Origin of the sequence: Shewanella sp. MF08487 (assembly GCF_050848685.1) — a bacterium.
Lineage (GTDB): Bacteria > Pseudomonadota > Gammaproteobacteria > Enterobacterales > Shewanellaceae > Shewanella > Shewanella glacialipiscicola.
In genome coordinates, this window is sequence record NZ_JBOZPB010000003.1 from 1 (window position 1) to 24,605 (window position 24,605).

General features: G+C 43.3%; 24 protein-coding genes and 1 riboswitch. Of the genes, 22 read left to right on the forward strand and 2 right to left on the reverse strand.

Translation table 11 applies throughout. From position 1 onward, the window contains the following. Together ACRN9H_RS02630 and ACRN9H_RS02635 are read left to right on the forward strand one after the other, a co-directional pair. A partial coding sequence (locus ACRN9H_RS02630; RefSeq protein ID WP_220733647.1) for an IS3 family transposase occupies window positions 1-119 on the forward strand: 119 nt, incomplete at its 5' end. A 159-nt stretch (window positions 120-278) separates the two neighbouring features. Further along, the gene (locus tag ACRN9H_RS02635; protein ID WP_432312351.1) at window positions 279-914 is read left to right on the forward strand and encodes a LuxR C-terminal-related transcriptional regulator; all 636 of its coding nucleotides are present in this window, start codon (window positions 279-281) and stop codon (window positions 912-914) included. Between the two features lie 106 nt (window positions 915-1,020). Here the strand turns inward: ACRN9H_RS02635 and ACRN9H_RS02640 are convergent, their stop codons facing one another. Then, window positions 1,021-2,787: a M61 family metallopeptidase gene (locus tag ACRN9H_RS02640; protein ID WP_432312352.1), complete on the reverse strand. Its 1,767-nt coding sequence runs from the start codon at window positions 2,785-2,787 to the stop codon at window positions 1,021-1,023. A 276-nt stretch (window positions 2,788-3,063) separates the two neighbouring features. Between ACRN9H_RS02640 and hinT the strand changes: the two genes are divergently transcribed. From hinT to tsgA, 5 genes are all read left to right on the forward strand, one after another. Then, window positions 3,064-3,417 carry a purine nucleoside phosphoramidase gene (hinT, locus tag ACRN9H_RS02645; RefSeq protein ID WP_076501849.1) on the forward strand — a complete coding sequence of 118 codons (354 nt, stop codon included), beginning with the start codon at window positions 3,064-3,066 and terminating at the stop codon, window positions 3,415-3,417. Further along, on the forward strand, window positions 3,417-4,421 hold the full coding sequence (locus tag ACRN9H_RS02650) for a PaaI family thioesterase (RefSeq protein WP_220773995.1): 1,005 nt from the start codon (window positions 3,417-3,419) through the stop codon (window positions 4,419-4,421). The genes hinT and ACRN9H_RS02650 overlap by 1 nt, the downstream gene beginning before the upstream one ends. A 181-nt stretch (window positions 4,422-4,602) precedes the next feature. Then, entirely contained in the window at window positions 4,603-4,998 is a 396-nt protein-coding gene (locus ACRN9H_RS02655; RefSeq protein ID WP_263187521.1) for a YcfL family protein, read from the forward strand. Window positions 4,999-5,253: 255 nt separating this feature from the next. Continuing rightward, a complete protein-coding gene (deoD, locus tag ACRN9H_RS02660; protein ID WP_432306094.1) occupies window positions 5,254-5,958 on the forward strand; it encodes a purine-nucleoside phosphorylase in 705 nt (234 codons plus the stop codon). A 61-nt stretch (window positions 5,959-6,019) separates the two neighbouring features. After that, the gene (tsgA, locus tag ACRN9H_RS02665) at window positions 6,020-7,177 is read left to right on the forward strand and encodes an MFS transporter TsgA (protein WP_432312353.1); all 1,158 of its coding nucleotides are present in this window, start codon (window positions 6,020-6,022) and stop codon (window positions 7,175-7,177) included. A 60-nt stretch (window positions 7,178-7,237) separates the two neighbouring features. Here tsgA and ACRN9H_RS02670 read toward each other — a convergent pair whose 3' ends face one another. Next, the gene (locus ACRN9H_RS02670) at window positions 7,238-7,918 is read right to left on the reverse strand and encodes a Crp/Fnr family transcriptional regulator (protein ID WP_432312354.1); all 681 of its coding nucleotides are present in this window, start codon (window positions 7,916-7,918) and stop codon (window positions 7,238-7,240) included. A 195-nt stretch (window positions 7,919-8,113) separates the two neighbouring features. Next, a riboswitch (TPP riboswitch) is annotated at window positions 8,114-8,254 on the forward strand. A gap of 54 nt (window positions 8,255-8,308) precedes the next feature. Between ACRN9H_RS02670 and ACRN9H_RS02675 the strand changes: the two genes are divergently transcribed. The 15 genes from ACRN9H_RS02675 to ACRN9H_RS02745 all read left to right on the forward strand — a co-directional run bounded on the left by ACRN9H_RS02675 (window position 8,309) and on the right by ACRN9H_RS02745 (window position 24,493). Continuing rightward, a complete protein-coding gene (locus tag ACRN9H_RS02675; protein ID WP_432312355.1) occupies window positions 8,309-10,513 on the forward strand; it encodes a TonB-dependent receptor in 2,205 nt (734 codons plus the stop codon). Window positions 10,514-10,611: 98 nt separating this feature from the next. Next, on the forward strand, window positions 10,612-10,872 hold the full coding sequence (locus ACRN9H_RS02680) for a hypothetical protein (protein ID WP_432312356.1): 261 nt from the start codon (window positions 10,612-10,614) through the stop codon (window positions 10,870-10,872). Between the two features lie 42 nt (window positions 10,873-10,914). Next, window positions 10,915-11,622, forward strand: a complete 708-nt coding sequence (gene pnuC, locus ACRN9H_RS02685; protein ID WP_432312357.1) for a nicotinamide riboside transporter PnuC — start codon at window positions 10,915-10,917, stop codon at window positions 11,620-11,622. Next, entirely contained in the window at window positions 11,622-12,812 is a 1,191-nt protein-coding gene (locus ACRN9H_RS02690; RefSeq protein ID WP_432312358.1) for a phosphotransferase, read from the forward strand. Before pnuC ends, ACRN9H_RS02690 begins: the two co-directional genes overlap by 1 nt. Window positions 12,813-12,951: 139 nt before the next feature. Continuing rightward, a complete protein-coding gene (locus ACRN9H_RS02695) occupies window positions 12,952-13,809 on the forward strand; it encodes a DUF6279 family lipoprotein (protein WP_432312359.1) in 858 nt (285 codons plus the stop codon). Window positions 13,810-14,009: 200 nt separating this feature from the next. Then, on the forward strand, window positions 14,010-14,558 hold the full coding sequence (locus ACRN9H_RS02700; RefSeq protein ID WP_432312360.1) for an NAD(P)H nitroreductase: 549 nt from the start codon (window positions 14,010-14,012) through the stop codon (window positions 14,556-14,558). 35 nt (window positions 14,559-14,593) lie between these two features. Next, on the forward strand, window positions 14,594-15,091 hold the full coding sequence (locus ACRN9H_RS02705; RefSeq protein ID WP_432312361.1) for a GNAT family N-acetyltransferase: 498 nt from the start codon (window positions 14,594-14,596) through the stop codon (window positions 15,089-15,091). 195 nt (window positions 15,092-15,286) lie between these two features. Next, window positions 15,287-15,910: a 2OG-Fe(II) oxygenase gene (locus ACRN9H_RS02710; RefSeq protein WP_220774851.1), complete on the forward strand. Its 624-nt coding sequence runs from the start codon at window positions 15,287-15,289 to the stop codon at window positions 15,908-15,910. A gap of 179 nt (window positions 15,911-16,089) precedes the next feature. After that, the gene (locus ACRN9H_RS02715) at window positions 16,090-16,695 is read left to right on the forward strand and encodes a GNAT family N-acetyltransferase (RefSeq protein ID WP_432312362.1); all 606 of its coding nucleotides are present in this window, start codon (window positions 16,090-16,092) and stop codon (window positions 16,693-16,695) included. A 19-nt stretch (window positions 16,696-16,714) separates the two neighbouring features. After that, complete coding sequence (locus ACRN9H_RS02720) at window positions 16,715-17,179, forward strand: GNAT family N-acetyltransferase (protein ID WP_432312363.1); 465 nt, start codon at window positions 16,715-16,717, stop codon at window positions 17,177-17,179. A 33-nt stretch (window positions 17,180-17,212) separates the two neighbouring features. Continuing rightward, the gene (locus ACRN9H_RS02725) at window positions 17,213-17,617 is read left to right on the forward strand and encodes a hypothetical protein (RefSeq protein ID WP_220774854.1); all 405 of its coding nucleotides are present in this window, start codon (window positions 17,213-17,215) and stop codon (window positions 17,615-17,617) included. 912 nt (window positions 17,618-18,529) lie between these two features. Further along, window positions 18,530-19,660, forward strand: coding sequence for a DUF2157 domain-containing protein (locus tag ACRN9H_RS02730; RefSeq protein WP_432312364.1), 1,131 nt, complete (start codon window positions 18,530-18,532; stop codon window positions 19,658-19,660). Next, window positions 19,647-20,852 carry a DUF4401 domain-containing protein gene (locus ACRN9H_RS02735; RefSeq protein WP_432312365.1) on the forward strand — a complete coding sequence of 402 codons (1,206 nt, stop codon included), beginning with the start codon at window positions 19,647-19,649 and terminating at the stop codon, window positions 20,850-20,852. Before ACRN9H_RS02730 ends, ACRN9H_RS02735 begins: the two co-directional genes overlap by 14 nt. Then, entirely contained in the window at window positions 20,852-21,355 is a 504-nt protein-coding gene (locus ACRN9H_RS02740) for a GDYXXLXY domain-containing protein (protein WP_432312366.1), read from the forward strand. The genes ACRN9H_RS02735 and ACRN9H_RS02740 overlap by 1 nt, the downstream gene beginning before the upstream one ends. Before the next feature lie 303 nt (window positions 21,356-21,658). Further along, window positions 21,659-24,493 carry an ExeM/NucH family extracellular endonuclease gene (locus ACRN9H_RS02745; RefSeq protein WP_432312367.1) on the forward strand — a complete coding sequence of 945 codons (2,835 nt, stop codon included), beginning with the start codon at window positions 21,659-21,661 and terminating at the stop codon, window positions 24,491-24,493. The last annotated feature ends 112 nt before the right edge of the window (window positions 24,494-24,605 follow it).

Sequence of the window (24,605 nt, forward strand, 5' to 3'; positions counted from 1 at the left end):
AGCAAGATGTGACGGCTTACATGAAATATTACAACTTGGAGCGACTTCATTCTGCTAATGACAATCTGTCACCGGTAGAGTTTGAAAATTCTCAAGTAAAAGTGTCCAGTTTGGGTTGACCAGTACAATATTTATTCTGTAGGTCTTTTTAATCTGTTTTATCTAATGATACTATTCTATTTATGTAGACTTGGAGGTCTATTGGGCAGATGTGAAATGACATTGAGGGCTTCTGTTCTCGGAATGAATAATCGTTAGTCAGACAGGGAGTGAGCAGGATGTTCAAAATATTACATTGGATTGTAGTGTCACGATCGCAAGTATTAATCGAACTATTAGCAGGACACTGGCCGCAGGAATTTCTTGTTAAGTTGACTCAAGTCAACCCAGATGCAATATGTGAGCACGTTAAGGATAACCACGCCTCTATGGTCGTGATTGATTTAGCCACTGTCGAACTTCAAAAAGCCTATCAATTTCAGCGTTTACTTGCTCGCGAACATCCCAGTGTGCGGGTGGTCTATTTACACTTTCCAAAACAGGTGGATGCTCGTTTTTTAATGCGAGCCACGACAACCGCGGGGGTATTCTACCTCGAAGCGGGATTAGCTGAGATCAGCCTCGGACTGTCGAATATTTTACGAGGTCATAGAGTCTTTCCCATTCAGCTGGTTAATGGGGTGAATGACGATTTTGGTCTATTTGAAGATACTGAGCCACTGACAATACGTGAACGTGAGGTGTTGCAAGCTCTATTGACGGGTAGTACTAACTTAGATATTGCGAATCAATTGTTTGTGAGTGAGAGTACAATAAAAACGCATTTATATCGCGTCTTTCGTAAGATTGGCGTGTCGAGCCGTGGCCAAGCCATTGCTTGGGCACAGACTCATTTACATGATGTGCTGGTTTAAATCAATATACTCTGACACTGTGGGGCTTTAGTGTGCTCTATGTAAGGTAAAGAAAAGGGTCAATGACCCTTTCTTATTTTTGCAATAGGATTAACCAAGAGCAATATTAACGTCCAAGCCAAGCCACTATTTTGCTGTTATCACGTACCAACAGAGCGACGGTATCTTTTGGTGCGGCGGTAATCACTAATTCACCCGTCATTAACTCATCTCGTCTAAACCAATGTAAATTTACAGCTTCTCCAAGAGAATAGTGCTGTAGCTGCGCCTCAAATTGCGCGTTGACTTGTAAGTTATCCGCGGCGATTAAGTTATCTCCAGCGCTCAAACCTGCAAAGTGAGCTGGGCTACCTTGGGTTACGCTGATGATTTTTAATCCCATTGGCGCAGCTTGAGTTTTTGCGCCAAAAGCAATCTCATAACCGTTATGTTGTGTACCACCCACATCTTGCGAGCCCTGATTTGCGCGAAGGGTAAAGTCGACGCCAAATTCAGCTAGTAGCGGCGCAAGAGGAATATCATCAGTATTATCTAAATAAGCAAAGATAGCGTGGCAATCACGATTAAGCAGTCGCTCAACAATCGCTTGGTGGCATTGATCTGTCGTGCCCTTATTTTGTAGTGCGTATTCTTGCCACAATATTCGCATTACATCATCGAGGCTGTATTGGCCTTGGGTTTCACTGCGCAGGATTAAATCTAAATACAGTGCGAACAGCGCACCCTTAGTGTAATAGCTAATAATGGCGTTTTGGGCATTTTCATCTTGTTTATAAAACTTGGTCCAGGCATTAAAACTGGCGTCTTTAACGGTTTGTTTAAAGCGACCTTGACTGCGATACACGCGAGTAAAGGTTTCGCTGAGCATATCCAGATATGCTTGCTGACTTACACGTCCAGCACGGTAGGTTAGAAAGTCATCGTAATAGGACGTGATCCCCTCATAGGCCCACAGCTGCGGTGTATAAGTTTCTGCATCGAGCTTATAGGGCAAAAAGCATTCTGGCTTAATGCGTTTCACATTCCAGCTGTGAAAGTACTCGTGACTACATAAAGACAAATAGGTGCGATAATCATTATTTATAGGCGCATCTAAGGAGAGCGGTAAGTCTTTACGTGAACACATTAATGCCGTCGATGCCCTATGTTCTAGGCCACCAAAACCGTTGTCTAGTACTGTGGTCATAAATAGATAACGCTTAAAAGGCGCAGGGGTACCAAACAGGTTAATTTGATACTCGCAAATGGCTTTTAAGTCTTGGCAAAGTCTTGGCATGCAGGCGCGGTGGCGACCATTTAGCACTATATCGTGTTGCACACCACAGGCGTCAAAACTGGCAAGAGTAAATAAGCCCATTTCAACAGGATGATCAATAAGTTCGTCATAACTCTCGGCCGAAAATTGGCCAAAAGCAAAATCATCGCCGTTGAGTCTGGTCATGCTAGTGGCCAGGCGCCAATCACTTAATATTGACTCCGTTGGCGGCAATATAGTGACAGTGTGCGGACTATCTTCAACACCGTGGGCGGCTAAAAATACGCTACTGCCATTAAAGAAACCGTGGGTCATATCTAAATGCGCGGTACGCACAGATAGATCCCATGCATACACTTGATAACTTAGCGTTATTTCAAGGCTACTATTGTCAACCGACCAAGTTTGCTTATCTAACTGTGTGAGCTTAAGGGGTTGTCCCTGTTTATCTTGAGCTTTGAGTTCGATAATGTTTTTTGCAAAATCACGCACCATATAACTGCCGGGTAGCCACGCGGGAAGGCTAAAAATCTGTACTGATTTTGGTTGGCGCAGTGTCATCGTCACGGCAAATAAGTGGGCTTTCGGATCGAGTGGAATTATCTGATAGTGGATCATAGTTATCCTGCAAAACCTAAGTGTTTTAATAGTGGCCATGCTGCCAAAAATGCCCGTAACAGGCAAATAAAAGCGTAAATATCTATCAATACAAAGTGTTTAATGACTCCGGCTAGCCCCTCAATCTGTATATGTTTTGTATACTGCATTTTTTATTATGTGCATACAAAAGGGGAGTCGCATACGCCAAATGTCGGCATTATCGTGAGTGCTAAACTCGCATTTCGCGATGACTTCAGTATATGATACAGGTAATTAACCCTAGGAGGACGCCCCATGGCCGAAGAAACGATTTTCAGCAAAATAATTCGTCGTGAAATTCCCGCAGATATTTTATATCAAGATGAATTAGTCACCGCGTTTAGGGATATTTCGCCTAAGGCGCCGACCCATATTTTGATTGTACCTAATCATTTAATCCCAACGGCGAACGACATGAAAGCCTCAGATGAGTTAGCGCTGGGTCGTATGATGACAGTGGCGGCTAAATTGGCGGCAGAGGCGGGGATCGCTGAAAATGGCTACCGGTTAATCATGAACTGCAATCAACATGGTGGACAAGAGGTATACCATATTCATATCCACCTTGTTGGTGGTGAACCTTTAGGCCCTATGCTGAGCCAAGGTTAATGAAATTAAATAGCGACTTTTTTCCATTAACACAAATGGCGCAGCGATTTGTGGATCAACTCGCGCAGTGTCGCAGGCTTGGTTTAAGTGTGCTTGAGGCAAGTGAGCACCATGTGCTAATTGAGCTGCCCTACAGCACTGAATTAATTGGTTATCCTGATACTGGGGTTATTCACGGTGGGGTGATTACCACTTTGATGGATACCGCTTGTGGTAGTGCGGTGGTCAGTGCCATTTATCAAAAATATCAATCATTAGAAATTTCACCCACGTTAGATTTACGGGTGGATTATATGAAGCCTGCCCAGCCTCATAAACCCGTATATGGCTTTGCTGAGTGCTATCGGTTGTCATCTAATATTGCCTTTACCCGCGCTATCGCTTATCAAGACAGTATTGATCAGCCTATTGCCCATGCGGTAGGGTCTTTTATGCGCATAAGCCCAGAAATGGTGGGCGATGCCTTTAGGCAAGCACTGATGGGTGAAGCTGATACAACGATTGGCGCTGTGAGTGCAAGTTTACCACTGGGCGCTGGGGCTCAATCGCAAAGTACGCCGATTACAGCACCGATTGATGTGCAAGGCATTGTGAAGCGCGCCACTGAGCTTAATGACTTTGGGCATTTACTTGAGCATGTGCCCTATGCCAAATTTATTGGCATGAAGGTCGAGCGTTTTGGTGATGAACTGATTTTTAAACTGCCGGCTAAAGATGACAATATTGGCAATCCGGTGTTACCCGCTATCCATGGTGGCGTGATTGCTGGGTTTATGGAAATGTCAGCGATTGTTCAATTAATGGTCTTTATGCAAACGGCAAAGGTACCTAAAGTCGTCGATTTTTCGATTGATTATTTGCGTGCCGGTTTACTTAAAGATAGCTTTGTAGAATGTCGGATAACCCGTCAGGGGCGACGTGTTGCCAACGTAAACATTAGTTGCTGGCAGACAAACCGTAAACAGTTAATTGCTACCGCGCGAGCGCACTTTTTGATAGATTAACCTTCAATCAATTGCTGATGATTATTGCGCCTTAACAAGGTAAGTCTGAGCAATGAGCTGTGAGTGCTTAAGCCTTAACGTAATGCTAAAGCATGGCTTTAGTTGAGTACGATTAGCGATAGGTTTACTGTAGAATGATGCGCATTGGCTGCGTATTTTGTGGCGTGACAAGGAGATAAAAATGAAGCAAATTTATAGTGGATTAATATTGGCCGCCGCACTGACCTTAAGCGCCTGCGCCTCACATACTGCGGGTATTTCGGTGAGTTCGCAGGGCGAAACACGCGTAGATAACAGTAGCTTTGCTCGTAATATTGCCGTTGAAAACGTCGATGCTCGCCGTATTGCCGATGTAATACAAGCATCGGCGCTGGTAGTGAGTAAATCATCTACCGATATGCGCGTGCAGTATAAGTTTACTTGGTACGACGCCAGTGGTTTTACCATTGAAGATGAAGCAACCAGTTGGAAATCAGTTAAGTTGCACGGTAAACAACAATTGCAAGTCACAGCAGTGGCACCAAACAGTCAAGCTGTTCGATTTGATGTGTATGTGCGCGAAACCTTTTCAAATTAATTATTTGAGTGTTAGCTATATTACTTCAATGCCGCATCACGAAGGGCGGTTGTTTTAGCCTGCGATTAATGCCCCATTTCCAATATAATATTTTCTTGGCTTGGCTCTTAGTAGAGGCAAGCCATTTTTATTGGGTAAAAATTAATCATCAACGTGGCATTAAATACGCATGTGAGTATTAAATCCGGACATTAGTCCTAAAAACATTCTTTAATTGGATACTACTATCAGAGTATTCAACATGAGGATATAAACATGACAGCCCATATTAATGCTCAACCCAATGATTTTGCAGAAACAATAATTATGCCCGGCGACCCTCTGCGGGCGAAATATATTGCAGAAACTTATCTTGATGACGCTGTTGAAGTGACCAATGTGCGTAATATGCTAGGTTATACGGGGTTTTATCAGGGACAACGTATTTCGGTGATGGGCCATGGTATGGGCATTTCATCGATGGTGCTTTATGGACATGAGTTAATTAATTATTTTGGCGTTAAACGTATTATTCGCATTGGCAGCTTAGGTGCGACGCAAAAACATGTTCATATGCGAGATGTTATTTTAGCGCAGGCCGCAGGCACCGACTCTCCAACGAATACTAAGCGTAGTAGCGGTTATCAAATGGCCACTTCGGCGACGTTCTCTTTGTTACACAAAGCGTATACTAAAGCGAATGAAAAGGGCATTAGTGTTAAGGTCGGTAATATTTTTAGTGGTGATCTTTATTACGATCCCGATGAAGATATGATCCCTGCTTTAGAGCGTTTTGGAGTGCTAGGTGTTGATATGGAAGTGGCAGGGCTTTACGGCTTATCACATCAATATGGCATCGAATCTCTAGCTATTTTAACGGTATCCGACCACTGTTTGACCGGTGAGGAAACGACCGCTGAAGAACGTCAATTATCCTTTAACAATATGATTGAACTCGCATTAGCAACGGCGCTTAACTAAATAGTTAGGTGCTTTCTGACGCTTAATTGTTGTACCCTAATTTCACTCATGGAGTGACAAAATGAATAATAAAATAACATTAACGGCCATTAGTTTTCTTGCCAACTTTATTATGGCAGGCTTTGCAACTCAGTTTGGCATGTTGATTGAACCCATTGCGGAGAAGTTTTCCGCCAATGTGAACGAAGTCGCTTCTATATTTTCACTGCTCAATGGCGGGGCTTTAGCAGGAACAATTGCAGCTTTTTTCTTCATTGAAAAAATAGGTATTAAAAGAATTACCCTCATCAGCTATACCTTAGTTGGGCTCAGTGCAGCGGTACTGCATTTTACCACTTCACTCCAATGGGTGATGCTCGCAATGACGCTAATCGGCTTTTGTGGGGGAATAGGATTATGTATTGCCGGCACGATTGTTGTGTCTGTCTGGCAAGAAAAACTGCAAAGTACGATGTTAGTGGTGCAAGATGCTACGTTTAATATCGCTGGTGTTATCTTTCCTTTAATGACCACTTATGCACTGACTCACTCACTATCATGGAGTTACAGTTATTTAGCGGTAGGTTTAGTTGCACTAGGCACAGTTATGCTTACGTTATTTACTAATTTCGCACTATGCGAGCAGGGTACTCAGGCAGAAGATAAACAAAAATCTGAATGGAACCTGGGAATTATTAGCGGTGGAGTGGGCTTATTTTTAGGCATGTTGGCACTGTATACATTTTTAACCTGGGCGCCTTTATTCGTAAAACAGAAGTTTAATATTCCCTTTGAGGATGCGGGTAATATCATTACCCAGTATTGGTCTGCGGCATTAATTGGTGCCTTAATTTCAACGCTTATAGTGACTCGCGTTAAAATCAATCACTTCTTATTAGCGATTATTACTTTGGCTATGGTGATTACCGCGGCGATTGTTACCACCGATAATATTGAATGGGTCGGTTATTTAACCTACGGCTATGGTTTTGTCTGTGCGGCCTTATATAACGCATTTATTGCTTATGGTGTGTCGTTTGTTAAAAAAGCCAGCGGTAAGAATGTGTCTTATATCTTAATCAGCGGTAGTGCGGGGGCGATGTTTAGTCCGGCAATAAGCTCTTTGTTTGAACAGATAATTGGATTGCAGACAGTCATGTATGTTATTCCATTATTGTATGCTGTTATTTTAAGTTTATTGATTGTGTCTAGCCGGATGAAACCTCGTTTAAGTGAGTAAACGGCTTATCTAAAAGGCTAACTGAGGTGATTGTTAAATTGATAACAGTTTACAATCACCTTATTCTCCTTGTTCAACAAAGGCTTTTAATGCATTAAGATTAAAAATACGAATACTGTCTTTTTCCCGCTCAATTAACCCCAGTTCCTCGAGATTTTTTATTGCCCGTCGGTAAACTCTATCCGTGGTAGCAAAACGCTCTGCCTCCAAATAACGTTTCGTAAACCCATCTACGGGTAAGTCATTTAAGTGCTGATGATAAAGATCAAAGGCGATGTTATAGCTAATTGGATACAGCATACGTCGAGTAAAAATATCGACAGTATCTTGGTAATCGATAGCCATTGCACTGGCAAAAAACAGCGCCAGTTGTGGATGTTGTGTGAGCGAAAGCTGCAGTTTGTCACCACTAATGACAGCGATTTCTAAAGGCTCATTCGCTATGATGTCAAGCTGACAACGATACTGGGTAAAAAACTCCATTTCGCCAAATAATTGTGAGTCACAATTCATTGTGCCTAATTGAAAGCAACGTCCATTTCTGGCGGTATGGCCTAGGGAGACGCGACCTTGTTTTACAAATACGAGCGATGAAAAAGCTTGCCCTTGTGTCATCAGGTGTGCACCTTTTTTCAATGCTTTAGTTTCGGTGACGCATTCCATTATTACCCGTTCAATTAGAGGGTAATCTTGCTCCCATCGTTGATTAAAACGTCCTTTATCCAGTGGTTTTAGCTGCATAAACAATCTCTCTGTTGTCGCGGTAGCGCGAGTTTACAGCATTATGCTTTAAGGCGGCTCAATTCACTGTATATGATCTTTAGTGTGAGCGGTCTTTTTGATAAAAGATCGCATTTGATGTGTGAACTTGAGCCACATGGTTGATTTTTTTAACATAGATATGTCTGTCATCCTCTAGCATTACTCAGTATACTCAAGTTTGCCAAGGGGTGTTTGTCGTCAATTAATGTTAATAATTAATATTAATATAAGTGACTACAAACTGAGATGTCTTTCGACAAACCCTTAGAACCTGATCCGGCTCATACCGGCGTAGGAATGGGCCAATCAACAGCACACTTCTGAATCGCTTATTCGTTGCCGGATCTCAAACTAGATATTTGAGGTCCTATGTTTAACAGTAAACCATCATTTTTTACCGCGTCACCCACGCTATCTTTAACGCGAGCACCATTGGCTTTAGCTATTGCTGTTGCGTTGAGCACACCTGTTGTTGCACAAATCGATGCGCTTGATAAACCAGATCCCGATAAGGATATGGAAATCATGGTGGTAACGGCAGATTTTCGCGGCGCAAGTTTAGAGAAAATGCCTTCTAGTATTACAGTTATCGATGCGCAAAAAATTCAAGATGAAAGCGCACAACATTTTGAAGACTTACTTAACTCTATTGCTAACGTTAACTGGTCAGGTGGCAGTTCGCGGCCGAAATACTTCCAAATACGCGGTGTAGGTGAACAAGAGCAATACCAAGGCGCGCCCAATTCTTCTGTTGGTTACATCATTGACGATATCGATTTATCCGGTATCGGCATGGTGTCGAGCATGTATGATTTACAACAGGTTGAAGTGCTGCGTGGGCCTCAGGGCACACGTTATGGTGCTAATGCGTTAGCAGGGTTGATTTATTTAAAGAGTAATGACCCAACGGATGTGTTTGAGCATGGCGCTGAAGTGTCCCTTGGTGATGATGATTTACGTACTTTTAGTGGTTTTAGTTCAGGGCCTGTAACTGACTCAGGCAAATTACTGTACCGAGTTTCATTGCAGCAACATGAGCAAAATGGTTACCGAGATAACCTGTTTTTGGGCCGCGATGACACCAATGGTCGTGATGAATTTAGTGGCCGCGTTAAGCTGCGTTGGTACGCCACTGACGATCTGCAATTAGATTTAACTGTGCTGCATGCTGATTTTGATAATGGCTACGATGTGTGGAGCCTAACCAATTCCCCTAAACAGACCACCTCGGATGAGCCCGGTGTCGATAACCAACGCACCACTGGCGCGGGCTTTAAGGCCACGTATTCGGGTGCTGAGTTATTTGAGCTGACCTCGTTAACCTCCTTTGCTAATACCGATCATCATTATGCTTATGATGGCGATTGGTCTAATTCAGCTTATTGGTCGGCAAAACAATGTACTGATGATGGTATTCAGTTCTCGCCATGCCAGTACGATTATTTTTGGGATAAAACGGGTCAGCGTAAAACGCTATCGCAAGAGTTTCGCTTAAGTTCTACCGAGCGAAGTCGTATTTTTGCTGAGAGTACCGACTGGTTACTCGGCGTATATGCGATGAATCTACAAGAAGATAACCAATTGTATTCTGAGTACAATACTTTCGCCGATGAAGTTTTAGACTCTGAATATGAAGCAACTAACTATGCACTATTTGGTCAGCTCGATACGGATTTAGGATCCCAATATGCCTTGTCTGTGGGCTTACGTTTAGAGCAGCGCAACAGCCATTATTCCGATACAAACAAGGATAATTTCGACCCAAGCGAAACTATGTGGGGCGGACATATTGCCTTGAGTAAAATGCTTAACGACTCGCATAATACTTATCTGCGTGTGGCGCGGGGTTATAAAGCGGGTGGTTTTAACATGACTTTACCGGTCGAGTTGAATGATAAAAAAGAGTTTGATACTGAGACATTGTACAACTATGAAATCGGTCTTAAATCCCACTGGTTAGCAGGGCTTGTTGATACGAATCTGGCATTATTTTATATGGACAGGCAAGATCAACAGGTGGCTGCATCACTGCAAGATCCGAATAAGCCTCAGCGTTTTATTTTATTTACTGAAAATGCCGGTAGTTCGAACAACTATGGTGCAGAACTCGACGCAACTTGGTATGCCACTGATAATTTACAACTTTACTCAAGCTTAGGTTGGTTAGAAACAGCCTATGGTAATTATCAATATCAGGATAAATACGGCACCGATGTGGATTTAACCGGCCGTGATTTAGCCCATTCTCCACATTTTACTTACAGTCTGGGCGGCACTTATCGGGCTAATTCAGGCTGGTTTACTAACCTCAATCTGAGTGGTAAGAGCGATTTTTACTATTCTGACAGTAACGATTCCCGTTCTGAGCCATATACGATTGTTAATGCTCGAGTCGGATATGAGGCGAGTGCATGGTCTGCTTATTTGTGGGGCCGCAATCTATTTGATGAAGAGTACGGTGTGCGTGGCTTTTATTTCGGTAACGAGCCCGACAACGGCTGGGCAGAAAAACAATATATTCGTTACGGCGATCCGCGCCAGCTTGGTGTAACGGTTAACGTTAAGTTCATGTAATCACAAGTATAACGACTAGATTAATTATTTAATCGCTAAGGCTGTATCACCGTTTAGGTTACAGTCTTCTTAATCTACTGACGTTTTAAGGAGTCAAAATGAAACTCACCGCAGAAATTAGCATGTATCCATTAAATGAAAACTATATCGACCCAATTAAATGGTTTATTGGCCGCGTGGATAGCTACCCCAATATTGAACGTGTAACTAATGCGATGGCAACCCAAGTGTGTGGCGAATATTTAGATGTGATGACGATGCTCGCAACCGAGATGCAAGCCGCCAATGAAAAGTGGGGCAAGGCGGTATTTGTGTGTAAATTTATCGGCGGTGAGTTGGATTTAGCCCACAGCGAATAGGCTTTACAGTCTTTGCGTTAAACAGAAAGTGAGCACAATACAATGACAGATTTATGGCTAACCTTAGTCGAGAGCATTAATTCAGCGTTTGGTGAGGCCCATGTGATGACCGCATGGGAAGCCTTAGCGGTGCTGTTGGCGATGGCATATTTACTGTTGGCAATGAAAGCGAATGTTTGGTGCTGGGCGGCAGCGTTTGCCAGTACCGCCATTTATACTGTGTTGTTTTGGAAAGTGTCCTTGTTAATGGAATCAGTATTAAATATCTATTACATGGCGATGGCACTTTACGGCTATTGGCTCTGGACTCAAGGTGGTGATAAAGAACAAGGGGTAAAAGTCACCACTTGGCCACTCAAAACCCATTTAAAGCTGATTGCAGCAACGGGCGTGATATCGCTATTGGTTGGTCATGGCATGGCAACTTATACCCAAGCGGCGTTTCCCTATTTAGATGCCGCGACCACCTGTTTTGCGGTGATGACTACCTATTTAGTGGCAAAAAAAGTACTGGAAAATTGGCTGTACTGGGTCGTGATTGATTTAGTGTCTATTTATCTTTGTCTCAGTAAAGGATTGATGCTCACCTCATTGTTATTCGTATTTTATGTGGCCCTTGCCGTTGTTGGTTATTTCCTGTGGCGCAGCGCGTTAGCCGACGCTCGCAATGCCTATGATGACAACGCCTGTAATACTCATGCCTGTGATAAAAGTTCTTATAAAAAGAATGCTTTAAAATTACTCAATTAATGAATGAAATCAATACAGTGATACAGCGTTCATCAAACTTCCCATTTAACGCACTTTACCCGATACTCAAGCGCGCGGGGCTTATGCAAGTGTTAAGTATCCGCGAGCTTTCAGGCGGTTTGAGTAATCACAACTATAAAATTGTTACACCTACGGCGAGTTATGTACTACGGGTCAATGCCGGTGCAGCAAACCGCTTTTGCAATCGTGAGCAGGAGTGTTTTTATTGGCAACAAATAGCAGACATTAAACTTGCGCCACCATTGCTGTGGGTGAGTGAAGATAATCGTTATTACCTCAGTGAGTTTATTGAAAGTGACAATGTTATCTATTGGCCAGCGTTAGAGTGCCAAACCCGTGCCGCTGATTTTGTGCAGGGGCAGTTTGTGCTGGGTCAGGCTGGGGTGAGGCAATCTAAGCTAGACTCTTTATTCCCCAGCGTGTCCTCTCACAGCTCACATGATAGCGGCTTAAATCATAGTGACTTACATCATAGCAATGCAGACTCACAGGCTTTACTTACTCCTACAAAAAATAACAATCATCCTAATCAAGTCCATGATTTATTGCTGGAATTGTTGCTGCAATTACGCTCATTGCCCACAGGGCCTTATCATATTAGTGTCACTGAGCAGTGGCAGGAATATCACCAACAAATGCTCGCCTATCAGGCATCTGCTGCATTAAAGAATCGCGCGATACTACGTCAGCATGATGAGGTGACTGATAAACCTACCCATACTTGTGAGTGGAATGAACGAGTGGTTAAATTACTGGGTATTCAAATGGATATCAAACACTGGTCTAATCGTTTAGCTGCCTGTTTAATCAAACCACAATTTTGCCATCGAGATTTAAACCCGCATAATCTCCTTTTTAAAAACAATCATTTGTATTGTATTGATTTTGAGTATGCCAGTGCGTCGCACCCATTGTGTGAGTTAGCGGTGGTGTTGGCTACCCATAGATTAACGCCAGCACAACAGACATTATTGGTTGACGGATATCTAAAGCAGCACCCTTATGTGACGGCGGATGCCGTGCAAGCCGTGCCTGCCGCCATTGACATGTATTGGGTATTTGCTTGTTACTGGGCGTTGTTGATGGCGGCGCAACCGCAATCTACTCACAGTATTGATTATCTTGCTTGGTTTGATCGTTTTTGGCCGCTGATAACGCCCAATAGCTAACGCATTGGCTACCTGAATCTAGCGGTATTATTTATCCTCAATAGCCGATTTTAATCAAATAATGCTATAACCTAAGCAAGGTGACATCGGTTTAAATGTCTTATTTCAATAAAAAACAATTCTAGGATGGAAGATTCTAATGAAAAAAGGCGTGATGCTATTGGTGTTTGTTTTAGGTTTAAGTGCCTGTTCGACAAAATTTAGTTATCGTTTTCTCGACTGGGCTATCGGTTGGGAGCAAGAGGACTATGTAACGTTAGATAAATCCCAACAAAAGGTATTTGATACCCTCATCGAAAAACTGGTCCAGTGGCATCAATCCACGGAATTATCCCAATATACGGCGCAATTAACTCAAGTCGAAAATTTACTTAAAAACAATACATTAACGCCTGAGTTGTGGGTTGAACAGGTTGATATCGCTAAGCGACATTGGTTTCGATTATTTGAATTTGCCTTGCCGGAACTGCTACCTATCGTTATGTCTTTAAATGATGATCAGGTGAGGCAAATCCTCGCAAAATTACGGGAGGATGAGAGGGCGCTTGTCAAAAAATTTGCTGGCAAGACCGCCGAACAGCTGCAAAAAGATGCTGATAACAACCTACAAGAACAGTTTAATGATTGGCTTGGTAGTGTAAGCGAAACACAAAAAGAGCTTATCCATCAGTATAATCAGCAGCGTTTATCCACTTTGGATATGTGGCTTGAGTATCGCCACGAATGGTTGCGTCAATTTGAGGTCGCACTGTGGCAGCGTGCCGATAAAGCGCTATTAACCGAACGGTTAACTTTGTTGATGACACAACCTGATGAACTTAAGTCAGAGCAACATAAAGTGTTGTTACGTAAAAATACTGAAGCCTTTGGCACTTTATTACTTGCGATAAACGCGAGCTTATCGGAAAAGCAATCTACACATTTCTATAAAAAATTAGACAAGATTATTCAAGACCTCACCGAGCTAAATCAAGAGGCGATTGAAAAAGAAACCTAACGAGTAAAGCAAAAGGTTATTACCACAATAGGATACTTACTTGGCTGATGAGCTTGGGTAAGCTGAGGATATCCAATAATCGGGTGTGCTTTTTATCATTACGCATGACATCAGTCCCACTGAATTAGTAGGATTTTTATGCCTCTTTGTCTGTAATTTGCTATGCTTGGGCGCAATTTATATCGAATTAGGATAATAACGTGGACGCTATTGAACTCTTGCTTACCCGTCAATCGACCCCCAGATTAACGACTCCCGCCCCAGATGCAAAACAATTAAAAATCATTTTGGATGCGGCTATTCGGGTGCCCGATCATGGTGCTTTAACACCATGGGAATTTATTATTGCGACAGATAAAGGGTTAGAGCGATTAGCTGACATTTTTGTTGCGGCGGCAAAAGAGAATGGCGCTGATGACGATTTTGTCAATAAAGCGAAAGGTATGCCAATGCGTGCGCCTATGGTGATTACTGTTGTGGCAAAAACGCAAGCACATACCAAAGTGCCCTTACTCGAACAACAAATAGCAGCGGGTTGTGCGACGATGGCCATGCAACAAGCGGCATTTGCCTTAGGGTTAGGCGCGGTGTGGCGCACGGGGGATTTTGCCTTTGATGCTAATGTAAATCAGGCATTGGGCCTTACACCACAAGATCAAATCGTTGGATTTTTATATCTTGGCTCGCCTGCGGTGATAGCGCCTACAAAATCGCAAAAGGATGGCAGTCAATACGCTCGTTATTTATAAATGTTATTTCTATAGCAAAAAAATGGAGAAATCCTATGCAAGTTGCGCGTACACCTCGATTGATCCTTCGACAGCTGACTGCTGCGGATGCATCTTTTATATTAGTCCTACTTAATAGCCAAGGTTTTATTGAGAACATCGGCGATAAAGGCGTACGCACACTTGCACAAGCCAGAAGCTATATCACCGATGGACCGATGAAAAGTTATGCCGAATGTGGTTTTGGTTTATATGCTGTAGTACTGGCGAATAATGGCTTTTGCATCGGGGTGTGTGGCTTAATTAAACGTCCACAACTGAATGATGTTGATATCGGTTATGCTTTATTACCGCAATACTGGGGCCAAGGTTATACATTTGAAGCCGCGAAAGCGTCTTTAGATTTAGGAAAACGCTTAGGTATAAAGCGTATTGTCGCGATTGTTAACAGCCAAAATAGTGCTTCAAAAGCCTTGTTGAATAAACTGGGATTACACTTTGAACAGTGTTTACAGCTTAGCCCTGACGACGCCCCAGCTGAACTGTTTAGTTAGTGGTAAGCTATTGTTTTAATGTATTTTTATTTTATTGTATTCGAGCGTCCTTTACTCTAAAATCTTGCAGAATTTATCTATTGGGATATGGCAATCATATCTCTTTCGACGCCCCTCGAAAATCAGGCTCACTTAATCCTTCCTTGAGCCCTTGAGTACAGCAAAAGCGTAGCCTCAATTTTTGGATGTAGCATAATGGTTTCGCAATTAAGTGAAGCAATGCTGGACGTGATCGCTGATGCCTTAGTCGATAAAGGTTATATCTTTTTATCTGACTTAGTACCCACCCATATTAGCCAAATGTTATTGGAAAAAATCCAATCTACGCAAGCACATGAACTTAAAGCTGCCTCTATTGGTCGTGGCATAGAGCAACAATTAAACCCTGATATTCGTCGTGATAGGATCCAATGGTTAGAGGAGTCAAATGAACCCGATAACCAGTATTTGGATGTAATGATGCAACTCAAAAATGGCCTAAATCGTCGCTTGTTTATGGGCTTATTCGATTATGAAAGTCATTATGCGGTGTATCAGCCTGGCGCATTTTATAAGAAACATGTCGATGCGCTAAAAGGCAGTCAAAATCGTATCTTAACCACTGTTTTTTTCTTAAATCCTGACTGGAAAATGGCGGATTGCGGTGAGTTGATTATCTATGATGAAGCTGACATTGAGATTGAACGCATCGCGCCTAAAATGGGCCATTTTGTGATATTTCTTAGCGAGCGTTTCCCCCATGAAGTGACCCAAACCTTAGCTCAGCGTAATAGCATTGCCGGTTGGTTTCGGGTCAGTAATAGTGTGCATGGCTTTTAATCTGTAGAAATCGAATACCTAAATGCTGTGGCTAGGTTTAGGTTATCCATGTCACTGACAATCGAATAAATTTATCCAATCATGCTGAAAATAGAGTGTTTTTTTATTCTCGTTTAATGTTAGGCTAGATAAAAACGTGCGCTATAACACACTTTTTATCATCTAATGGAGGCGAGACTGTGGGCTGTGACGATAACTTAGGTTGTTTAACGGGTGAGCATATCGTGCTGGAGCCCTTATCTTTGTCCCATGTGGCGGGATTGAGTTTAGCCGTTACAGATGGTCAACTTTGGCGTTTATGGTTTACCAGCGTGCCAGAGCCTGCACAGATGAAGCTCTATGTAACTAAAGCCATCGAGGAAAAAGCACTGGGTCAGAGTTTTCCGTTTGCGGTGCGCGATAGAGTGTCTGGTGAAATTGTCGGATGCACGCGAATTTGCCATTGGGAACCTGACAATCGTCGTCTTGAAATTGGTTACACTTGGTATGCCAAAGGTGCCCAGCGTACTGGTATTAATACGGAATCTAAATTGCTATTGCTGACCTTTGCCTTTGAAACCTTAGACGCGATTGCCGTTGAGTTTCGCACTCACTGGCATAACCAAGCCTCCAGACAAGCTATTGCCAGACTCGGTGCTAAGCAAGACGGGGTATTGCGTAATCACAAAATTCTTAAAGACGGCACAATCCGCGATACTGTGGTGTATTCCATTATTGATGCTGAGTGGCCAGCGGTGAAAAACAGTCTGCAATTTCGATTGCGACAACGACCGCCAATACTCTAACGATAAAAAGGAAAGATCCATGGCAAGCATTATAACTCGAGCAGATGTGACTCATGCCCATGATGTTGCTGTGTTATTCAATGAGTACCGACAGTTTTACGAGCGCAGAGATGATTTGGCGGCCGCAGAGCAGTTTATTTGTTCAAGATTGGTAGATGAGTCGTCGGTGATATTTATCGCCAAAGATAATCAAGGGCTAGGATTAGGTTTTATTCAAATGTATCCCAGTTTCTCATCGCTACGTTTGGCGCCGATATTAATTCTTAATGATGTTTATGTGACACAACACGCTCGCTGTGTCGGCATTGGGCGGGCATTAGTACAACAAGCTGTTTGTTATGCCAAAGCACATAATATGAGTTATTTGATGTTAGAAACACAACAGAAAAACCAGCGTGCGCAGGGCTTGTATGAAGGTCTAGGCTTTGTGCGTAATCAACATTTTTATACCTACGAGTTTGAGATCCACCAAGGACTTGATTAGGTTTATTTATAACGATTCAAAAGGAAAAGTAACATGTTAACTCAAGTAAAAACGTTAGTATTAGGCGGTTTAGTATTAGGTGCCAGTACAGCCGCTTGGGCCGGTGAAGCAGAAAAAGCATTTAGCAAAGAATTGATTGAATGCGCCGCTTACTACCAAATTAGCTCCGAAGCGATAGGCGCAATGAATGCCCCACAAATGCAGGCTGTGGGTGAACGTTTAAAAAGTTCTAAAGTTGAAGCTGAAAACCTCGCTAAAAAATATAATTCAGAGGCTGAAGTCACTCAAGCAGTTGCTGATGCTAAAGCGCGTCAAATCAAAAGTCTAGGCGGTTCAAGTAGCTTAGGGGCGTTAATGGGACAATATAAAGAACAATGCAAAACCCTATTAGCCGAGCCACAAAAGCGCTTAGATTATTGGACTATGGCAACGATGTAGCCAGTGTATTTAACCTGAACTCGGGATCGTGGCTGTGGTAACTGATTAATCTTATTACCTTATCCCGATTTTAGGATATTTATCAATATGGTAAATTAAAGGAGCTAACAGGCTCCTTTTTGCATATTAAAGGGGATTGTTAAAGGTAACTCTTAGCTGTGTGCTGTTAGTCTTAATTTAGATAGGGTTAATTCAATAATGACCGAATTGCTTATTTTTTATAAATTGAAATACAAATCTGGGTTTCAAGGTCTTATTGTTATGTTTATGCTTAAGTTTTTATTTATGCGTTAATTTTATCGCCTTTATTTAAAGTTAAGTTTGATGGTTAATCACAATAAAATGAGAACATTATGGTAGTGATATTAATGGCGGCGACGGTATTGAGTGCTGGTATCTGTGTATACCATTTAATTTATGCTAAACGTATTTTATTAACACCACTGTTAAATGCGCATATATCACTTCAAAGTAAGCAAATGTTACGGTGCTTATTCCATTGCTTATCGGTTTTTTTTGTGACATCTACATTCGTATTTTTGGCCTGTGCACTAAAGATTATCCCTGGGATGTACGCCTTTAACTTATTGTTATTTATTGGGATGAATTACGGTGTCTTTGCAATTTGGCTGCTTTATATTGCCATATTAAGCCCACCTAATAGTGGGAGCATAATTATAATAAAAGCATTGTTTTTTTTGCTTACTGCAATGTTTGCAGTGCTTGGATCATTGATATCGATGACGTAACACTCACTTTCTCAATAGATGGAATAAGTTATTTTTAATGTAATATCATACTCAGCGGCAAGTTCGCTCGGTTCAGCATTATTTTTGCTTATATAGTTCAGATAGCATGCGAATATTAACCTTAATAGAGTAAGCTCACGCAAAATGGATTAGGGAGATCACATTGAGTAAAATAGCATCTCAAGTCTGTCACTGGGTGGAACAGGGACATATCACTGCCGAGCAGGCAAATACGCTTTATGGACAGCTAGCTTCTCGGCCTAATGTATCGAGCTGGCGCGGTCTAATTGCTCACTTATTACTGTGGTTTGGTGCGCTGAGTGTTGCCTGTGGTTTGATTTTTTTCTTTGCCTACAATTGGCAATCCCTCGGACGTTTTGCCAAATTTGGTCTCATCGAAGTTACGATATTGCTCACCATAGCGGTATTCGCTAGGCTCTATTATCGCGCCGCACATCAGTGTAGCTCAGTCCATCAGGCTCAAACTGAGGCTAATACTGGGAACCAAGCGAATACTCAACCTACAGAATTTGGTGCCACGACGGCCAATGCTGTATTACTCGCAGCCAGCGTGTTAGTAGGCGGTTTGTTGGCATTGGTTGGGCAAACCTATCAAACGGGAGCCGATCCTTGGCAGCTATTTGCCCTGTGGGCGCTGCTCATTTTACCTTTTGCATGGGTGGCGGGGTTTGATGCTTTATGGTTACTCGTGGTGGCATTATTTAACCTTAGCTTAGGATTACTTTTTGATACCTTTGCTCATTTTTGGGGTGATTTCTGGGATGAACAAAGACTTTTACTGATATTTATCTGCTTAAATTTAGCCATTTATTATGCTTTCGTCTTTTTAGACCGAAAAGTGGTGGGGCGTTGGCATGCTCCGCTTGTGGAGTATGCCAGTTCGATGTTTGCCATGGGCTGCTTTACGTTATTAATCTGTTGGTTAATTTTTGATGATGCCCTTAATCGTGGCGAGTTTAATTCTTGGATTTTCTGCGGCTATATTGCTCACCTTGGCCTCGGCTTCTTGGTGTTTCGTTATGTATTACCACGAATATACCCCTTAGCCTTAGGTGGTTTTAGTTTTATTGCCGTAGGCGCGGCATTACTGATTAACGTCATGTTTGAGAACAACGATCCTATCGGTGGTTTTTTATTTATTGGTCTTTATATTATTTTAGCGAGTAGCGGATTGAGCATGGGCTTAAGAAAATTGAACCGACTTTTTAAATCGTCGCCAGCGATATTAAGCACGAAGAAAGGAACTGTTGGAGAGCTCCATGGACGAAAATAAAGACCTATCAGTAGCCAAGCCGCTCAATAGTGTATTGAATCATGATCAATTTGATAGTAATGGCTTGGATAGCGTATTAAATAATCGCGCGGCGCCCAATCATAGTTCGAGTGAGCCTGAACTCGCTGCATTGTGGCAAACCTTATATGCCCAAGGCAAAGTTAATTCACCTCAATTACCTGACACGCAAGATATGCCTTGGTACGTTGCCGTTATGCAAGCCTTTGCTGCTTGGATAGCCGCTTTGTTTCTACTGGGATTTATGGCCTCACTGTTAAACATGATGTTTGAGCAAAATGAAGAGGATATTGCTTTAGTTATTGGTGTTGCTTATTTAGCTATCGGGCTTGGGCTTTACTTGTTGGCCAAGCAGCAAATCTTTGTGCAGCAGTTTGCTTTTGCGGCCTGTTTGAGTGGCATCTTAGGCATTGCTTGGGGATTATATAATATTTTGGGGTACGATTTTAGCCTGGCTTGGTATCTGTGTATGGCGAGCATTCTTTTGCTGCTTTGGTGCTTGATTAGCCATAGTTTAGCTCAGTTTGTGTTTGCCTTTTTTGCCAGTGCTTGCCTTGTCGGCATAGCGGCAAAGAGTCATTTACTCTATCTCTGCCCGAGTGTGTTGGTGTTAATCGTCAGTTTGTTGTTATTCAACCTCAATCGTTTAGGGCGCCATTACCAACGCGGTCGCATGTTGCTTTATGGTTTTGTATTGATGTTATTAAATGTTCAACTGATGCAGGCTTTTAGTATGGATTATCTCTTTGACGAGTTATTCAATCCTTTACAACAAACGTTGTGGTTTAACGTGCTCCAATTATTGACCATTTTCTTAATAGGCAGTTTTTTACTGTTAAATATTTACCGTGAACGTCAGCAATCGTTGTACTCCCTGTCGGCACTCAGCTGTGTTATCGGTTTAGTATTAATGAGTGGCTTATCTTTACCTATGCAGGGGTTATCTACGGCCATCCTCTTGATCTTGCTCGGTCACTATTGCAATGAATCTTGGTTAAAGGGCATGGGGATTATCTCTGCATTACTCTTTGTCAGTGGATACTATTATTCCCTAGAGACGACTCTATTGCTCAAATCCGCTTATATGATGGGCTTAGGTGGGCTATTACTGGTCGCCAGAGTGCTAATGTGGCGGTTATTTCCTGCCAATGAAAATGCCAAGGAGACTATGTGATGGCAAAACTGTCGGCTTCACATAAATGGGCGCTGGGCATAGTACTTTTTACGACTGTTGCGATTCTCGCAGGCGTGAATTGGCGCATTTTCAAATTCGAACAACTGCTTAATCACGGCCAAGTCGTGCGCTTTGCATTAGCGCCAGTCGATCCGCGATCGTTAATGCAGGGGGATTACATGGCGCTGGAATATGCCATTGCTCGCGATGTGCGCAGCGCCTTAGCGCCGCAACAAATGCAGGGTCAGTTGTTACTGGCACTAGATGAGCAAAAAGTGGCGCGTTTTGTAGACTTTTATACCGACCAAGCACTCGGTAAAGATCAGCTGCGGGTGCAATTTCGTGTTCGTGGTAATCAAATCAAGCTCGCATCGAACAGCTTTTTCTTTGAAGAAGGGCAAGCCGATCATTTCAGTGCGGCTAAATACGGCGAGTTTAGGGTGAACGCCCAAGGTGAGTTACTGCTGGTCAGTTTACTCGATGAAAAACTTGAGCCCTTATAGCCCTGCGTCGGGGCTTTCATCCATTGGCTCTACTTATATCTGTTAAGAGCGATTTATCCCCATCACATTGATTATTTCTGGCCGCATTGTTAATGGGCGGCCAGCATTCCCCGTACTGCTTTCTTCCTAGCTCTGATCGCTAAATCGCACCAATAATATCAACCTTAAGTTGCAACTTTGGCGCAACTAATTTGTAACCTTGGTCGCCTATAGTATCGTCAGTCTTCGAGGTGACATCACCTTGAAGCATCTAAGCGCATCAATTAAATACCAAATATTAAAACAATACATTTAGGGGTCTCAATGTTTAACACTAAAACTGTGCTGGCGTTAGCCATCAGCAGCGTTTGTGGGCTTGCCCATGGCGCGGATAATGTGATCATTTCAGAATATGTCGAAGGCAGCAGCAACAATAAAGCCATCGAACTGTATAACCCAACTGCGGGCGTTATTGATTTAAGCCAATACCAATTGCGTTTCTATTTCAATGGCAGTACCAACGTCGGTACGACCATTGCGCTTACTGGCTCATTAGCCGCGGGGGCGACGTATGTGGTTGCCGATAACGATGCGTCGGCCGATATTCTTGCACTGACCAATCAACAAAGTACCGCCAGTTTCTTTAACGGCGACGATGCGATTGAACTGACCTATCAAAATCAAGTGATTGATAGTTTAGGCCAAGTCGGTGTCGATCCCGGTGCCGAGTGGGGTAGTGGTGATCTCTCCACGCAAGACAATACCCTGCGCCGTAATCCTGCACAGCTGATTGCCGATCCAATCAGCGACGATGCGGTCAGCTTTAGCACTTGGCTAGGTTTTGCGAAGGATGATATTTCTGATCTTGGTAAGTTCAGCGCCGGCACACCAACCGATCCCGTCGACCCTCCTCCGAGTTCTTTAGTGTGCGGCGAAGAAGCCACAACAATTCATGCGCTTCAAGGCGCAGGCGCTGCCAGTCCTGTTAATGGTCAAACCTTAGTGGTTGAAGCGGTTGTGGTCAGTAATCAAGAAGCCGGTCTTAAGGGCATTTTTGTACAAATGGCTGATAACGAAGCCGATAACGATCCACAAACCTCGGAAGGGGTGTTTGTGTATACCGGCGCTGCGCCCACCGCGTATGTAGCGGGCGATCGTATTCGTTTAAAAGCCAAAGTCACTGAATATCAAGGCTTAACTGAACTAACGACTGTATCAGATCATAAGTTGTGTGCCACTGCACAAGCATTACCAACGGCGGCGGTGCTGACCTTACCGGTTAACAGCAGTGATGATTTTGAGCCATTTGAGGGCATGCGGGTTCGTTTCAGCCAAGATTTAGTGGTGAATGAAGTCTACAGCCTAGGCCGTTATGGCGAGATTTCATTAGGCAGTCAGCGCCACTTTATTGGCACGCAAGTGGCTTTACCTGGCGCTGATGCGCTGGCGGTGAGCGCGGCTAACCAACAGGACAGTATTTTATTGGATGACGGTTTAACGACGCAGAATCCTGATCCTGTGCAGTTCCCAGCTCCTGGTTTGAGCGCATCAAACACAGTGCGTGTAGGCGATAAAGCCACATCGCTTACGGGTGTAATGCACTATGGCTTTAATCTGTATCGCATTATGCCAATCGAGACGGTGAATTTTATAGCGGAAAACCCACGTCCAATCGCACCAACATTGAATGAGGGTGGTAATCTAAAAGTCGCTAGCTTTAACGTGCTTAACTACTTCAACGGTGATGGCCAAGGCGCAGGTTTCCCAACCGCGCGTGGTGCCAATACGTTAAGCGAATTTGAGCGTCAAAAGGCGAAGATTGTCAGTGCCATGGTGGGCATTAGTGCCGATGTATTTGGTTTGATGGAAATTGAAAACGATGGCTTTGGCGCTAATTCAGCCATTGCCGATTTAGTCGCAGGTTTGAATGCCGCTGTGGGTGAGGCGCGTTACGCTTATATCGCGCCAACAGGCATGAATGCGATTGGCACCGATGCCATCACAGTCGGCTTGATTTATCGCAGTGATAAAGTTACGCCGCAGGGCGCTGCGCGTATTTTATCCAGTGCAAATTCGCCATTGGATAGCGATCAAAAGCCCCTGTTTGACGACAGTAAAAACCGTCCAATGCTGACGCAAGCCTTTAGTGTGAACGGCAGTGAAGAGGGCGTGGTTGTTGCGGTTAATCACCTTAAATCTAAGGGCAGTGAATGTGCGGGCGAACCTGATCTTAACGACGGTCAAGGCAACTGTAATATCACTCGTACCCGTGCGGCGACGGCTGCAGGTCAATGGATCAGCGAGCAATATCCAGATCAAGGCGTATTGCTGATTGGTGATTTGAACGCCTATGCGAAGGAAGATCCATTAACGGCGTTAGGTAACGCGGGCTTTAGTGAGCTGTTTGCCAAACTTGAAAAGCCGAACCCTTATTCCTATGTGTTCTCGGCAGAATCGGGTCAGTTGGACCATGCTTTAGCAAACGCTGCCTTGTTAGATAAAGTGGTGGATGTGACGCAGTGGCATATCAATACTGACGAACCACGTGTATTGGATTACAACGAAGAGTTTAAGACGCCTGCTCAAATCCAAGACTTATTCGCAAGTGATGCTTACCGCTCATCGGATCACGATCCTGTGGTGATTTCACTCTTGCTCGAAGCGGAAAATGTCGCGCCAGTGGCCAGTTTCACTCAAGTAGTGAATGGCGCCGCGGTGCAACTGACATCAACTTCAACCGACAGCGACGGACAAATCGTGTCTGCCGAGTGGAGCTTTGGTGATAATACTGTGGCAGTGGGTGAGGTAGTGACTCACAGTTACAGTCAAAGCGGTGAGTATCTGGTCACGCTAACTGTGACAGATAACGACGGCCTAACCCATAGTACGTCGCAAACGGTATCTGTGGTTGTTGGAGAGGTAAAACAACCACCTGTTGCGCAAATTCAACGTATCAATTTACTGTTCGTCGATATGTTTATCTCGACTAGCTACGATACCGATGGCGTGATCAAGCAACATAAATGGACGTTCGACAATGGCACCCGCGCTAACGGTCAACTGGTATTACGCCTTGCCCGCCGTGGACAACACACAGTTGAACTGACCGTTAAAGATAACGACAAGTTAACGGATACTACGACGCTGACTTATCGTTAAGTCAGTCTTTATATTCCGTTGATTTTAAGTGACGCCAAGCCCGCTGCCGCGGGCTTTTCTTTTTGCCCAAAAGCAAGATAAAGTTGTCGTCAGTTGTTTTGACGCATCAATT